We start from the raw sequence: 14,697 nt of genomic DNA, 5'->3' as shown, positions 1-14,697 counted from the left end.
GGCCTGTTCTCAGATGACGCCGTCGGTGAGGGTCGTCGGGTTGCCGAAGCGGTGGTTCGTGATCGACACCGCCTGCTCGTGGACGAACGGCAGGATCTCGACCCGACCCGCGCCGGTCACGGCGTGCGACCAGACGGCGACATCCGGGCTGCCGCCGAGGGCGTCGAACAGGGCCGATGCATCGCCGCCGACGAGCCGCAGGCGCTGCCAGGACCGCTGCGCCTTCGCGTAGCGCTTCGTCCATGCGGCATCCGTCTCGTGCTTCACGGTCACGCCGTGCGCACGCATCGCCTTCTCGACGCGCGAGGGCAGCGCCGGTGCCGACACCGTGAACGGGCTTCCGCTGCGGAGCGCTGCGGCGAGCACGCGGATGCCGTCGACCAGAGGCGCGTGCTCCGCGATGCGCACGTCGACCGCGACCGGACGGTACCGGAAGAGATTGCGCTCGACCCCGAGGCCCGACCTGTCGGACACGGCGCCGAACTCGTCGACCCAGGCCCGCTCGTCGGATGCCGCGGCGCGGTGCACCCAGGCGGACTCGACCGGGTCGAGGTCCGGGGTGGCGGCCGCGAGGAGGGCGTCGACCGCCGGAAGCACGGCGGCGTCCGCCGCGGCCGCCGGGAGCTCCGCCGGCACCCACTCGCCCAGGCCGAAGAGGTAGTTCGGTCCACCGGCCTTGGCGCCGGCACCGACCGCCGAGCGCTTCCAGCCCCCGAACGGCTGGCGCTGCACGATCGCGCCGGTGATGCCGCGGTTGACGTAGAGGTTTCCCGCCTCGACGCGGTCGAGCCAGGTCGAGACCTCGTGCGAGTCGAGCGAGTGGAGTCCGGCCGTGAGACCGTAGTCCACCGCGTTCTGGAGACGGATCGCCTCGTCGAGGTCCTTCGCGCGCATCACGCCGAGGACGGGTCCGAAGAACTCGGTGAGGTGGAAGTACGAGCCCTCGCCGACGCCGGTCTTCACACCCGGGGTCCACTGCTTGCCCTCGGAATCGAGCCTGCGCGGCTCGACGAGCCAGCGCTCGCCCTTCTCCAGCTTCGTGAGCGCTGTCAGCAGCTTGCCGGAGGCGGGCTCGATGATCGGGCCCATCTGCGTGGCGGGGTCATCGGGCAGGCCCACCCGCATCGAGGTCACGGCATCCACGAGCTGGCGCTCGAACCTCTTCGACTCGGCGACCGATCCGACGAGGATGACGAGGGACGCCGCGGAGCACTTCTGGCCCGCGTGGCCGAAGGCGCTGCGCGCGACGTCGGCGGCGGCCAGATCGAGGTCTGCCGACGGTGTGACGATGATCGCGTTCTTGCCGCTGGTCTCGGCGAGCAGCGGGAGGTCGGAGCGGAACGAGCGGAACAACTGCGCGGTCTCGTAGGCCCCCGTGAGGATCACCCGGTCGACGGCGGGGCTCGCGACCAGACGCGTGCCGAGGTCGCGCGAGGCGAGGTCGACGAGCGCGAGCAGGTCGCGCGGCACGCCCGCTGCCCACAGGGCCTCGACCATGACGGCGCCGCAGCGCTGGGTGAGCTTCGCCGGCTTGATGATGACGCCGGAGCCGGATGCGAGGCCGGCGAGCACGCCACCCGCCGGGATCGCGACCGGGAAGTTCCACGGCGGGGTGACGACGGTGACCTTCGAGGGCACGAACTCGGCACCGGAGACGGCCTCGAGATCGAGCGCTCGCTCGGCGTAGTAGTGCGCGAAGTCGATCGCCTCGCTGATCTCCGGGTCGGCCTCCGCGATCGTCTTGCCGGCCTCATGAGCCATGATCTCGATCAGCTCACTGCGGCGCGCCGCGAGCTCGTCACCGGCGCGGTGCAGCACGGCCGCCCGCTCGGCGGCGGGCCGGGCCGCCCAGCTCGCGGCGGCGGCGGTGGCGGCGGCGAAGACCGCGTCGAGCTCGGCATCCGTTTCGATGCGCGCGGCGGCGATCGCGTCCGTGCCGAGCGTCGTGCCGACCGAACGGCCCAGGATCTCGCGCCCCCAGGTGCGGTTGGCGGCGAGGGCGGGGTCGGTGTCGGGCTGGTTCTCGAAGCCGGTGGTACCGGCCGCTGCCGCGTCCTCGGTCTGCCGGTTCTGCACGCGGTGGGATGCCGGAACCGAGCGGTCCGCCTCGAGACCGGCCAGCGAGCGCTCGAACCGCTCCCGTTCGCGCGTCAGGAGCGTGGGGTTCGAGGCGAGCTCGAACACGGCCGACATGAAGTTCTCCGGGCTCGCGTTCTCTTCGAGTCGGCGCACCAGGTAGGCGATCGCGACGTCGAACTCGGCCGGGTTCACGACCGGTGTGTAGAGCAGCAGCTGACCGACGTCCTTGCGGACCGCGGCGGCCTGGCCGGTCGCCATGCCGAGCAGCATCTCGTACTCCACCTGGGCCCCTGCGCCTGTCGACGGGCCGGCCACGCCCCGTGCCTGCGCGAGCAGCCAGGTGTAGGCGATGTCGAAGAGGTTGTGTCCCGCGACGCCGATGCGCACGGCATCCAGGCGCTCCGGCGTCATCGCCCAGTCGAGCACGCGCTTGTAGTTGGTGTCGGAGTCCTGCTTCGTGCCGTAGGTCGCGAGCGGCCAGCCGTGGATCGCGGCGTCGACCTCTTCCATGGCGAGGTTGGCGCCCTTCACGACGCGCACCTTGATCGGCGCTCCGCCCTTGGCGCGGCGGGCGGCGGCCCACTCCTGCAGGTGCTGCATCGCGCCGAGCGCGTCGGGCAGGTAGGCCTGCAGCACGATCCCGGCCTCGAGGTTCTCCAGCCCCGGCTGGTCGAGGATGCTCGTGAACGCCGCGATCGTCAGGTCGAGGTCGCGGTACTCCTCCATGTCGAGGTTGATGAACTTGGCCTTGCCCGCCGCCTCCGCACGCGCGGCGAGCTCGTACAGCGGGGTGAGCTTGGCGACGACATCCGCCACGGCCTCGTCGAACGACCACATCGACAGCTGGCTGACGACGCTCGAGACCTTGATCGACACGTAGTCGACGTCGTCGCGGGCGAGGAAGTCGCTGGTGCCCTGCAGGCGTCGGCCGGCCTCGCGCTCGCCCAGCACGGCTTCGCCGAGAAGGTTGAGGTTCAGTCGGTTGCCGGTCTTGCGCAGCTTCGCGATCGCCGGGCCGAGCTTCGAGGGGGTCGCGTCGAGGACGAGGTGCCCGACCATCGCCCGCAGCACCCGGCGCGAGATCGGCACGACGACGCCGGGCAGCTTCGGCGCCCAGAATCCGCCGGTCTTGATGGCGGCGCGGAGGTAGCCCGGCAGCAGGGTCGGGGTGATGTCCGAGATCTCGGCGAGCTTGCGGCCGGCCACACGCAGGTCCTCCGGACGCATCACCCCGTCGACGAAGCCGACCGTGAACGCCAGACCGTTCGGGTCCTTGAGCACCTCCGACAGGCGCTGGGCGGCGGGTTCGACGGGGTACGACTCGCTCTCGGCGAGCCAGCGCTGCACGAGGGCGGCGACCTGATCGGTACGGGGAGTGGTGTCGACGTCGACAGACATGGGCGGTGCCTTCCGGAGAGATCGCACACCCGGGGTCGTGTGCGGCTGGATCATTGTCCGTCCGGTCGGTAGGCTCCGTCTATCAACCGAATTGCGTGAATTCTGTTCACTCAGACTGAACGAACGGATCGCCGTGCTCGACGTCAATCGCCTGCGGATGCTGGTGGAGCTCTCCCGCCGCGGCACGCTCTCCGCCGTCGCCGACGCGCTGTCGTACAGCAAGGCCTCGGTGTCGCAGCAGCTGAGCGCGCTGGAGCGCGACGTCGGCGTCCCGCTGCTGCGACGCGTCGGTCGCGGCGTGCAGTTCACTCCACAGGGGAATGTTCTCGTCGCACAGGCCATCGGCATCCTCGATCAGCTGGAGCATGCCGAGGTCGCCGTCGCGGAATCGCTCACCGAGGTGACCGGCACGGTGCACATCGCCGTGTTCCAGTCCACCGCGCACTCGCTGCTGCCCCGCGCCCTCGAGGCGCTCAAGGACCGGCATCCGGCGCTGCGCGTGCAGGTGACCGAGTGCGATCCCGAGACCGGCCTGGTCGGGGTCTCGAGTCGTGACTTCGATCTGATCCTCGCCGAGCAGTACCCCGGGCGCACGCGCCCGATCCACGCCGACCTCGACCGCGTGATGCTGGCTCACGACGCGATCGCCCTGGCCCGGAGACCGGGAACGGCCGATCAGACGGATGCCGTCGCCGCGCTGTGGTCCACCCGTGACGAGCCGTGGGTGCTCGAACCCGAGGGAACGGCATCGCGCGCGTGGGCCGAGCAGCTCTGCCGCACCGCGGGCTTCGAGCCCGACGTGCGCTTCGAGATCGCCGACCTCACCGCGCACGTGCGCCTGATCCACGCCGGCCTCGCGGTCGGCCTGCTGCCCGAGCTCGTCTGGGCCGGCGACACTCCGACAGTCGATCTCACACCGCTGCCCGATGATCCGCGGCGCGAGATCTTCTCCTCGGCGCGGCGGGTGTCGGCGGCGGCGCCCTCGATCCGAGCCGTTCGCAGCGCCCTCGCGGATGCGGCGTCGCACAACCTGCCGGAGTAGCCGAGCCGCGCTCCTCGATCCTCGGCAGGGACACAGCCGACGCACAGTCCCCGCCACAGGACCAGGCCTATCGTTGCTCGAGATGTTCCGCTCCTCGCCCCGTCTCCCTCCCGCTCGGCACTTCGCCCTGACGTGGGGACTCGCCGACCAGCACGGCGGGATGACCAGCGCCATGCTGCGCCGCTCGCGCTCCTTCCGCCTGATCGGCGGGGTGGATGTCGACATCCTCACGCTGGACGACCGCCCGGACTACTCGGAGTACGCCGCGCGCCTCCACGCGTCGGGAGAGCTGATCGAGGGCCTCCGGATCCGCAACCTCTGGGATGAGCTGCGGGAGAAGCTGCCCGCCCCGCGCGGAACCGCGCCCGAGAGGCCGGAGCTACTGCGGCCCGAGGACGGCGACGTCGTGGCGATGCACGGCGGCACGGTGCTGAGCCGCGTGCGGCGCGGAGCCGACGGCCGGCTGCTCGCCGTGGACCGGTTCCGTCGCGACGGCTCGCTCCTCGCCACGGAGCGCCCGGACTCCGACAGGAAGATCGTGCTCTACGCGGGCGACGGCACCCCGATCCGGTCGTGGAAGACGAGCTGGGGACTGTACCGCTGGTGGTTCGATCGGGTGACCGGGGGCAAGCCGAGCTTCCTCCTGGTCGACTCGAAGACGGCGGCGCGATCGGTCGCCGGCTACCGCCGGGACAACGTCACCACGGTCCACATCGTCCATGCCTCTCACCGGCAGGGCGGACGGGCGGGCGAGCTGCGGGCGACGCGCCAGTACGTGCTGCGCCGCGCAGGCGAGTTCGACGCGATCGTCGTCCTGACCACCCGCCAGCAGGCCGATCTCGCCGAGGACCTCGCCGCCGTCGGTGTCGAGGCGACGATCTGGACGATCCCCAACGGCGTGGACCTGCCGGAGGAGAACGTGATCGCCCGCGAGGCCGGGCACGGGGTCGTCGTGGCGTCCTTGAACACCCGGAAGCGCCTCACCCACGCCGTGGAGGCGATCGCCGCCGCACGCGCCGCCGGTGCGCGGGTCGAGGCCGACATCTTCGGCGAGGGCCCGCGCGAAGCCGTGATCCGCCGGCGCATCCGCCGTCTCGGCGTCGAGGACCGCATCCGCCTGCGCGGACACGATCCGGCCGCACGCCTGGCGTTCCGGACGGCGAGTTTCAGCCTGCTCACGTCCACCTCGGAGGGCCTCCCCCTCGTGCTCGTGGAGAGCATGGCCGCCGGCTGCATCCCGATCGCCTACGACATCCGCTACGGTCCGGCCGACATGATCCGCGACGGCGTCGACGGCTTCCTGATCCCCGAGGGCGACGTCGATGCCATGGCGCGGCGGATCGTCGAGCTGCAGTCGATCCCGACGGCGCAGATCGAGGCGATGCGCCGGCGCGCGATCGCACGGGCGGCCGAGTTCTCGGATGCGACGGTGACGCGACGCTGGTCGCGTGAGCTGCGTGCCGCGTACGACGCCAAGCTGCTCGCCGCCGCTAAGGACCAGCCCCTCGCGGTGCGGCTGCGGCGACGTGCCGGCGTGCTGCGCCGGAAGGTGCTGTGGGCGCTCGGGCGCTGAGGAATATACATGCGCATACATGCGTTCTGACCCCCTGTAAGCCGGACGACGGAGTCCGATCCACTCCTTCCGAAAGGCTTCATCGTGAGCACTCCTGTCATCGATCGCACCGCACCGACCGAGCACCCCGTCCTCGACGTCCTCGCCGGGCGCTGGAGCCCCCGCGCCTACGACGCGCAGAACGCGATCGACGAGGTCAAGCTCGCCACCGCCCTCGAGGCCGCCCGCTGGAGCCCCTCCGCGAACAACACCCAGCCCTGGCGCTTCATCGTCGCCCGCCGCGGCACCGCCCTGCACGCCCAGGTCGTGAACGCGCTGATGGGCTTCAACCAGACATGGGCCGGCAACGCGGCCGTCCTCGTCGTGGCCATCGCCGAGACCGCGGCCGCTGACGGCACCCCGATCACCCACGCCGTGTACGACCTCGGACAGGCCGTCGCGCACTTCTCGGTGCAGGCCCACCACGACGGACTCGTCGTGCACCAGATGAGCGGCTTCGACCCCGAGGCCGTGCGCGAGTTCGCCGACCTCGAGCCCCGTTTCACCCCCGTCACGGTCTTCGCCGTCGGCGAGTTCGGCGACGTCGAGAGCCTTCCCGAGGTCCTGCAGCAGCGCGAGGTCGCCCCGCGCGTGCGCCGGCCGATCGACGAGACGGTCGTCCTCAGCGCCTGATCGCCCCGTCATCGAGGCCCCCGGACGGATGTCCGGGGGCCTCGTTAGCGTGAGGTGATGGACTCCTTCCTCCGCATCACCGGAGCGCGGACCAACAATCTGCGCGACGTCTCGCTCGACGTCCCGAAGAAGCTGATGACCGTCTTCACCGGCGTCTCCGGATCCGGCAAGTCATCGCTCGTGCTCGACACGATCGCCGCCGAGGCGCAACGGCTCGTTAACGACTCGTACTCGACGTTCATCCGCGCCCGGCTGCCGCAGATGCCGGCGCCGGATGTGCAGACGATGGACGGCCTGACCTTCACGGTGCTCATCGACCAGCGACGGTTCACCGGGAACGCCCGGTCGACGGTCGCGACCGCGACCGACCTCGCCTCCCTGGTGCGGCTGGTCTTCTCGCGCGTCGGCTCGCCCTCGGCCGGGTACTCGCCTTCCTACTCGTTCAACGACCCCTCCGGCATGTGCCCGACCTGCGAAGGGCTCGGCACGGTCTACGACATCGACCTCGACGCGCTCATCGACACCGAGAAGAGCATCGACGAGGGGCCGGTGCGCTTCAGCCTCTTCCGGCCCGGCGTCTACCGCTGGAAGCGCTTCGCCTACTGCGGCCTGTTCGACCGGCAGAAGCCGCTGAAGGAGTACACCGCCGAGGAGATGGACCTCTTCCTGTACGCGGATCAGCTCAAGCTGACCGACCCCGACCCGCGCTTCCCGCAGAGCGCACGGTTCGACGGCGTGATCACCCGCATGCGCGCGGTCTTCCTGAAGCAGCGCCCGACCAAGATGTCCGCGCAGGTGCGCGAGGAGCTCGACCGCCTGGTGACCCACCATGCCTGTCCCGACTGCCAGGGCGCCCGCGTGAACGACGCCGCGCGGGCGAGCCTCATCGACGGGCGATCGATCGTCGACTGGATGCGGATGCCGGTGGCCGAGCTGCGCGTGCTGCTCGACGACCTCGCCGACGCCAGGGTCGCCCCGGCGGTCGACGGCATCCGACACGTCCTCGATGCCCTCCTCTCCGTCGGGCTCGGCTACCTCACGCTCGACCGCGAATCGTCGACGCTGTCCGGCGGCGAGGCCCAGCGGGTCAAGATCGTGCGGCACCTCGGGAGCGCCCTGACCGATGTGACCTACGTGTTCGACGAGCCCAGCACCGGGCTGCACCCCGCTGACATCCAGCGCCTGGTCGCGCTGCTGCAGCGCCTGCGCGACGCCGGCAACACGATCCTCGTGGTGGAGCACCATCCGCAGGTGATCGCCGTCGCGGACCACGTGGTCGACCTCGGTCCCGGCGCCGGCTCCGCAGGCGGCCTGGTGCAGTTCGAGGGCACGCCCGACGCGCTGCGTCGGAGCCGCACCCTGACCGGACGACTGCTCGCAGAGCCGCTGCGCGCAGCAGAGACGAGTCGAGCGCCGCGCGGTCAGGTCACCGTCCGCGACGCACGGTCGCACAACCTGCAGGGTTTCGACGTCGACGTGCCCGTGGGGGTGCTCACGGCGATCACCGGTGTGGCAGGCTCCGGCAAGAGCTCGTTCGCGACGGTGGAGCTTCCGCGGCAGCATCCGGAGTTCACCGTCGTCGGGCAGGACCCGTTGCGCGGCGGCATCCGCTCGACCACGCTGAGCATCCTGCGCATCGCCGACACCGTGCGGGAGGTGTTCGCCGCGGCATCGGGTCTCGACCCGTCGTGGTTCAGCTTCAACGGCAAGGGCGCGTGCCCGACGTGCCGCGGACGCGGGCACATCACGACCGAGCTCGCGTTCCTCGACGACGTCTCGCTGCCCTGCGAAGCGTGCGGGGGTCTGCGATTCAACGACACGGCGCTCGAGGTCCGCGTCGGCGGTGCGACGATCGCCGATGTCCTCGCCTCGACTCCGAGCGAGGTCAGCGGGCTGCTGTCCGACCACTCCGACGTCGTGGCGGCCCTCGACTGGGTGCAGCGGACCGGACTGGGCTACATCCCGGTCGGCCGCTCGCTCGACACCCTCTCCGGGGGCGAGAAGCAGCGCCTGCTGCTCGCGCGCCACCTCAGCGACCCGCAGCGCGATCCCGCCGACCGGATCATCCTCGACGAACCGACCTCCGGGCTCCACCCGAACGACGTCGACACGATCAATCGCCTGTTCGACGACCTGCTCGACGACGGCGCGACACTGGTCGTGGTGGAGCACAACATGCGTGTCGTCGCACGCGCCGATCACGTGATCGACATCGGTCCAGGTGCAGGGTCCGACGGGGGTCGGCTGATGTTCGCGGGGACCCCGGCTGAGCTCGCGGCCGACGGGGACTCGCTGACCGGAGCGGCGCTGGCGGCATCCGCCGGCGACGGATCGGGAGCCCGCGTCAGCGGGTGAGCGCGCGACGACGGGCGGCGTCGAGGAGCTCCAGATCGATCTCGACGTGGCGCTGCGCGATCCGCCCGGCATCATCGACACGGCCGTCGATGATCGCCGCGACCAGTTCGCCGTGCTCACGTCCGGCGCGCTCCTCCATCGCAGGCCGGCTCGCCGAATCGCCCCACGGGTGGGCGGGGGCGATGATCGTGAACCGGCGTTCGTGGTCGAGCACGATCGCGGAGAGCGTCTCGTTGTGCGCGGCGGCGATGATCGCCAGGTGCAGGAGACTGTCGGCGTGCTGACGAGCGGCTCCGCTCTCGGCCTGCCGGAAGTCGTCGAGGCAGCTCTCGAGGCACTCGATGTCGTCGTCCGTGCGGTTGCTCGCCGCGAGGCGAGCGACCGCACCGTGGAGGTGCGTCCCGGCGATGGCGGCATCGACGAGCTGCGGCCACTGCTCTTCGAACCATCGGGCGACGGCGGCGACCTCGGAGGTCGGCCATTCCTCCCTGACGAATGATCCCCCCGACCTCCCCCGCTGCTTCTCCAGGATGCCCCTGCCGACCAGACGCTCCAAGGCGGCTCGTGTCGTGGTGCGCCCGACACCGAGCGAGCGAGCGAGATCGCGTTCAGCCGGCAAACGGGCCCCAGGGAGGAATTCGCCGATCGCCACGGCGGTGATCAGCCGGTCGGTGATGCGATCGATCAGGGTCTCATCGGTCTCCGTCATGGCCCTCCCAGTGTTTCATCAACGTTAACTTGTCGCCAAATGGTTTACTCGCGGACCTTTTATCGCCAACATGTGTTCATGCACGTTCACGAGTCCTCCGTCCCTTTCCGCGACGGCTTCACCTGGTTCCGCGTCACGACGCCCGACGAGAGCCGCGACCTCGCTCCGGTCTTCGTGCTCCACGGCGGCCCGGGCATGGCGCACGACTACGTGCAGAACATCGCCCGCCTCGCCGATCTCACAGGGCGAACGGTCGTCCATTACGACCAGATCGGCTGCGGCCGGAGCTCCCACCACCCCGACGCCCCCGTCGAGCGGTGGACGCCCGCCTTCTTCGACGAGGAGTTCCACTCGCTGCGCGCACATCTCGGCATAGACGAGTATCACGTGCTCGGGCAGTCGTGGGGCGGCATGCTCGGCGCCGAGATCGCCGTTCGGCAGCCCGACGGCCTGCTCGGGCTGATGATCTGCAACTCCCCCGCCTCGATGCCGCTCTGGGTGAGCGAGGCGGCGCGGCTGCGCGACGCGCTCCCGGATGCCGCGCGCGACGCGCTCACGGAGCACGAAGCGGCCGGGATGCTGGATCACCCCGACTACGTCGCCGCCACACAGCTGTTCTACGAGCGGCACGTCTGCCGGGTCGCGCCGATGCCGCAGGATTTCGTCGACAGCGAGCAGCAGATGCTCGCCGACCCGACCGTGTACCACACGATGAACGGGCCCAACGAGTTCCATGTGATCGGCACGCTTCGCGATTGGTCCGTGATCGACCGCCTCCCGCTCGTGCAGGTGCCGACGCTCGTCGTCGCCGGCGAGCACGACGAGGCGACGCCCGCGACCTGGCAGCCGTTCCTCGATCGCATCCCCGATGCGACCGGACACGTGTTCCCCGGCGCGAGCCACTGCGTGCACCTGGAACAGCCTCAGATCTTCCTCGACGTGATCGCCGACTTCCTCGCTCAGCATCCCTGACACCCACCCTGGAGACATCATGACCGCCACCGCCGCCTCCGACGGCCAGCCTCGGCTGGAATCGTTCGGCTACAAGCAGGAGCTCAAGCGCTCCGTCTCGACCTTCGACCTCGTCGTGTACGGCCTGGTCTTCATGGTGCCGATCGCCCCGTGGGCGATCTTCGGCGTCGTGTTCAACGAGTCCAAGGGGATGGTCCCGCTCGTCTACCTCGTGGGCCTCGTCGCGATGATCTTCACCGCCCTCGGGTACGCGCAGATGGCCAAGTCCTTTCCGCTCGCCGGATCCGTCTTCTCCTATGTCGGCCGCGGCACGCATCCCGTCGCCGGCTTCTTCGCGGGCTGGGCGATCCTCCTGGACTACCTGCTCGTGCCGACGCTTCTCTACGTCTTCGCCGCCTCCTCGATGCGGGGGATCTTCCCCGAGTCGCCGGAATGGCTGTGGGCGATCCTCTGCGTGGCGGTCAACACGATCATCAACGTGCTCGGCATCGGTTCGATCACCGTGGCGAACCGCGTCTTCCTCGCCATCGAGCTCGTGTTCGTGGTCATCTTCGTCGTCATCGCCGTGTCCGCCCTGACCGGCCAGACGATCGAGGGATCCTCCTTCTCCCTCGCACAGCTCTGGGACCCCGCGAAGGTCGACCCCGCCCTGATCGCATCCGCGCTCTCGATCGCCGTGCTGAGCTTCCTCGGCTTCGACGGGATCTCGACGCTCTCGGAGGAGACGACCGGCAAGAAGAACCCGGCGGGGCGGGCCATGATCATCGCCCTGTTCATCGTCGCGACGCTGTTCATCCTGCAGACCTGGCTCGCGAGCGCACTCGCCGCCGGCACCGTTTCCTTCCCCGAGGACGAGGTCAACAACGCGTTCTTCTCGATCGTCGCTCAGGCGGCCGGCAGCGGATGGGCCACGGCGTTCCTCGCGGTCAACGTCATCGCCGTCGGCATCGCGAACGCGGTGGCGGCGCAGGCGGCGACCTCGCGCCTGCTCTACTCGATGAGCCGTGACCGGCGCCTCCCGGCGTTCTTCTCGAAGATCAACGCGCGGCAGGTCCCGGTGTACGCGATCCTGTTCGTCAGCGCACTGAGCACGGTGCTCGTGCTGTTCTTCGTCGGGCAGATCGATCTGATCTCGTCGCTGGTGAACTTCGGCGCACTCTTCGGGTTCCTCCTGCTGCACGTCGCCGTGTTCTGGCACTACATCGTGCGCCAGCGGTCGCGGAACTGGCTGCTGCACCTCGTGGTGCCGCTGTGCGGATTCCTCATCATCGGCTACGTGCTCTTCAACGCCTCCGACCTGGCCAAGATCGGCGGAGTTGTCTGGCTCGTGATCGGGGTGATCGTGTTCGTCATCTTCCGCATCCGCAACGGCGCGAACCCCGAGCTGCTGTCCGAGCATGCCGCTTCCGGCGAGGAGAGGTCCGCATGAACGGCATGGACCACTTCCTGGGCAAGGAGCTCGGTCGTCCCGGCTTCCGGGCCGACGTGGAACCCGTGCTGCGCATCCGGCCCGGCACGGGTGAGCGCATCGGCTTCGAAACCGACGACGCCGTCTACCGCGAGCTCCACGACCACGGCGACCTCGCCGCCCTCAAGGCACCGATCAACCCGGTCACGGGTCCGGTCTGGATCGACGGCGCCCGGCCGGGCGACACGCTCGCCGTGACGATCCACGAGATCCGCCTGAAGGACTGCGGATGGTCGCAGAGCCTGCCCGGTGTCGGCGCCCTGCGCCATCGGATGGGCGAGACGGTCGCGTCCAGGCGCATCTCGATCGACGAAGAGGGCGTGCACCTCACCGACAGGCACGTCGTCGCGCCGCGACCCATGATCGGCTGCATCGGCACCGCCCCGGCTGTCGGCGTGAACTCGACCGTCATGCCCACCACCGCTCTCGGCGGCAACATGGACGTCACCGAGGCACGACCGGGCTCGATCGTGTACCTGCCGGTCGAGGTGGAGGGAGCGCTGCTCTCCATCGGCGACATCCACGCGATCATGAGCGAGGGCGAGTCTTCGTTCGTCGCGATCGAGGCCGAGGGGGTCGCGATCGTGAGCATCGACCTCGTGCCGGGCCTCTCGCTGCGCGCACCCCGCATCGAGACCGAGGACGCCTGGGTCTTCGTCGGACTCGGCGACCCGGTGCAGGAGAGCATCACCCGCGGGTACGAGGACGCGTTCGACTTCCTCGTGACCGGGCACGGGTGGGACCCGATGGACGCGTTCGCCGTGATGAGCGCGCTGGTCGACTCCGCCCTCGGCGGCCCGACCGGGTCGGGCGACCCCGATCCGCTGCATCCGTTCGCCGCGATCGGTGCGGTGACTCTGCACCGGCTCCCGAAGTCGGTGCTGTAGCCGGGAGCACGTCCTTCTAGACTCGTCCGCATGGCGATTCAGCGAAGGATCAAGTCCGTCGAGCAGTCGATGGCCGAGACCCACGACGAGAAGCGGTCGCTGAAGCGATCGCTCGGCGTGTGGGATCTGGCCGTGATGGGTGTCGCCGTGGCGGTCGGCGCCGGCATCTTCTCGGTCGGCGCCGAGGCCTCGGCGCGCCACGCCGGCCCCGCGGTGATCATCTCGTTCATCATCGCGGCGACCGTCTGCGCGCTCGCGATCCTCTGCTACGCCGAGTTCGCCTCGTCGATCCCTGTCGCGGGCTCCGCCTACACGTTCACCTACTCGACGCTGGGCGAGTTCCTCGCCTGGATCATCGGCTGGGACCTGATCCTCGAGATGCTGATGGCGTCGGCCGTGATCGCGAAGTATTGGGGCGTGTACCTCGGCGACGCGGTCTCGCTGTTCGACCTCGACATCCCGATGACGATCGTGATCGGACCGCTGTCCTTCGACTGGGGTCCCGTCGTCATCGTCGCGATCTTCACGACGCTGCTCGCTCTCGGCACCCGGCTGTCGAGCCGGGTGAACAGCGTCTTCACGGTGATCAAGGTCGCCATCGTGCTCTTCGTCATCGTGGTCGGGCTCTTCTTCATCAACGGCGCCAACTACACGCCCTTCGTCCCGCCCGCCGAGGCCGGCGCAGCATCCGAGAGCGCCTGGACCCAGTCGCTGTTCTCGCTGATGACCGGAGCCGACCCGACGATGTACGGCGTCTTCGGCATCCTCAGCGGCGCCGCGCTGGTCTTCTTCGCCTTCATCGGCTTCGACGTGGTCGCCACGAGCGCCGAGGAGACGAAGGACCCGAAGCGCACCGTGCCCCGCGGCATCATGCTCGGCCTCGTGATCGTCACGGTGCTCTACGTGCTGGTCGCCATCGTGATCACCGGCATGGTCTCGTACACCGAGCTCGCGAAGCTCGACGAGCCTTCACTGGCGAGCGCGTTCGAGCTCGTCGGCGCGACCTGGGCCGCGCAGGTGATCGCGATCGGCAGCCTCGTCGGTCTCACGACCGTCGTCATGGTGCTGCTCATGGGCCTCGCCCGTGTCGTCTTCGCGATGAGCCGCGACGGCCTGCTCCCCCGTTCCCTGAGCGTGACGGATGCCAAGCGCGGCACGCCCGTGCGCATCCAGGTGATCGTCGGCGTCGTGATCGCGATCATCGCCGGCTTCACCGACGTGCAGGTGCTGGGCGACATGATCAACATCGGCACCCTGTCGGCCTTCGTCCTGGTGAGCATCGGGGTGCCGATCCTGCGCAAGAGCCGGCCCGACCTCGAGCGGCCGTTCACCGTGCCGTTCTCCCCCTGGCTGCCGTGGATCTCGGCGATCGCCTGCTTCTGGCTGATGCTGAACCTGAGCTCGGAGACCTGGCTGCGTTTCGCGGTCTGGCTGGCGCTCGGCCTGGTGATCTACTTCGCCTACTCCCGTCGGCACTCGATCATCGGACAGGAGCTCGCGGCCGACGCGATCGCCGGCCGCGGCACCCGTCCGCTGCGCTAG

Annotated in this window: 10 protein-coding genes; 8 read left to right on the top strand and 2 right to left on the bottom strand. The window is 69.7% G+C overall.

Going from position 1 to position 14,697, the window contains the following annotated elements; genetic code table 11:
* Positions 1 to 9: 9 nt before the first annotated feature.
* Positions 10 to 3,477, bottom strand: coding sequence for a proline dehydrogenase family protein (locus LBN7_RS11875; protein ID WP_407359744.1), 3,468 nt, complete (start codon positions 3,475 to 3,477; stop codon positions 10 to 12).
* Between the two features lie 133 nt (positions 3,478 to 3,610).
* Between LBN7_RS11875 and LBN7_RS11870 the strand changes: the two genes are divergently transcribed.
* The 4 genes from LBN7_RS11870 (at position 3,611) to LBN7_RS11855 (ending at position 9,119) form a co-directional block, all read left to right on the top strand.
* Positions 3,611 to 4,519, top strand: coding sequence for a LysR family transcriptional regulator (locus LBN7_RS11870; protein WP_116633760.1), 909 nt, complete (start codon positions 3,611 to 3,613; stop codon positions 4,517 to 4,519).
* 82 nt (positions 4,520 to 4,601) lie between these two features.
* The gene (locus tag LBN7_RS11865) at positions 4,602 to 6,092 is read left to right on the top strand and encodes a glycosyltransferase (RefSeq protein ID WP_407359743.1); all 1,491 of its coding nucleotides are present in this window, start codon (positions 4,602 to 4,604) and stop codon (positions 6,090 to 6,092) included.
* 84 nt (positions 6,093 to 6,176) lie between these two features.
* Positions 6,177 to 6,764 carry a nitroreductase family protein gene (locus LBN7_RS11860; protein ID WP_341947328.1) on the top strand — a complete coding sequence of 196 codons (588 nt, stop codon included), beginning with the start codon at positions 6,177 to 6,179 and terminating at the stop codon, positions 6,762 to 6,764.
* 57 nt (positions 6,765 to 6,821) lie between these two features.
* Positions 6,822 to 9,119, top strand: a complete 2,298-nt coding sequence (locus tag LBN7_RS11855) for an ATP-binding cassette domain-containing protein (protein WP_407359742.1) — start codon at positions 6,822 to 6,824, stop codon at positions 9,117 to 9,119.
* Here the strand turns inward: LBN7_RS11855 and LBN7_RS11850 are convergent.
* Positions 9,109 to 9,828 carry a FadR/GntR family transcriptional regulator gene (locus LBN7_RS11850; RefSeq protein ID WP_116633757.1) on the bottom strand — a complete coding sequence of 240 codons (720 nt, stop codon included), beginning with the start codon at positions 9,826 to 9,828 and terminating at the stop codon, positions 9,109 to 9,111. The two genes, LBN7_RS11855 and LBN7_RS11850, sit on opposite strands and share 11 nt — an antisense overlap.
* Before the next feature lie 78 nt (positions 9,829 to 9,906).
* Between LBN7_RS11850 and LBN7_RS11845 the strand changes: the two genes are divergently transcribed.
* Genes LBN7_RS11845 through LBN7_RS11830 form a run of 4 tightly spaced genes read left to right on the top strand, consistent with a single transcriptional unit; the run spans position 9,907 to position 14,697 of the window.
* Entirely contained in the window at positions 9,907 to 10,800 is an 894-nt protein-coding gene (locus LBN7_RS11845; protein WP_407359741.1) for a proline iminopeptidase-family hydrolase, read from the top strand.
* Between the two features lie 19 nt (positions 10,801 to 10,819).
* Positions 10,820 to 12,229, top strand: a complete 1,410-nt coding sequence (locus tag LBN7_RS11840) for an APC family permease (RefSeq protein ID WP_116633756.1) — start codon at positions 10,820 to 10,822, stop codon at positions 12,227 to 12,229.
* Positions 12,226 to 13,155, top strand: coding sequence for an acetamidase/formamidase family protein (locus tag LBN7_RS11835; RefSeq protein ID WP_407359740.1), 930 nt, complete (start codon positions 12,226 to 12,228; stop codon positions 13,153 to 13,155). The genes LBN7_RS11840 and LBN7_RS11835 overlap by 4 nt, the downstream gene beginning before the upstream one ends.
* A 30-nt stretch (positions 13,156 to 13,185) precedes the next feature.
* Positions 13,186 to 14,697 carry an APC family permease gene (locus LBN7_RS11830; protein WP_407359739.1) on the top strand — a complete coding sequence of 504 codons (1,512 nt, stop codon included), beginning with the start codon at positions 13,186 to 13,188 and terminating at the stop codon, positions 14,695 to 14,697.

The organism is Microbacterium sp. LBN7, assembly GCF_045690345.1.
In the GTDB taxonomy this organism is placed as follows: Bacteria; Actinomycetota; Actinomycetes; order Actinomycetales; family Microbacteriaceae; genus Microbacterium.
Note: the sequence above shows the minus strand (reverse complement) of the source record. Positions and strands in the feature narration are given on the sequence as shown.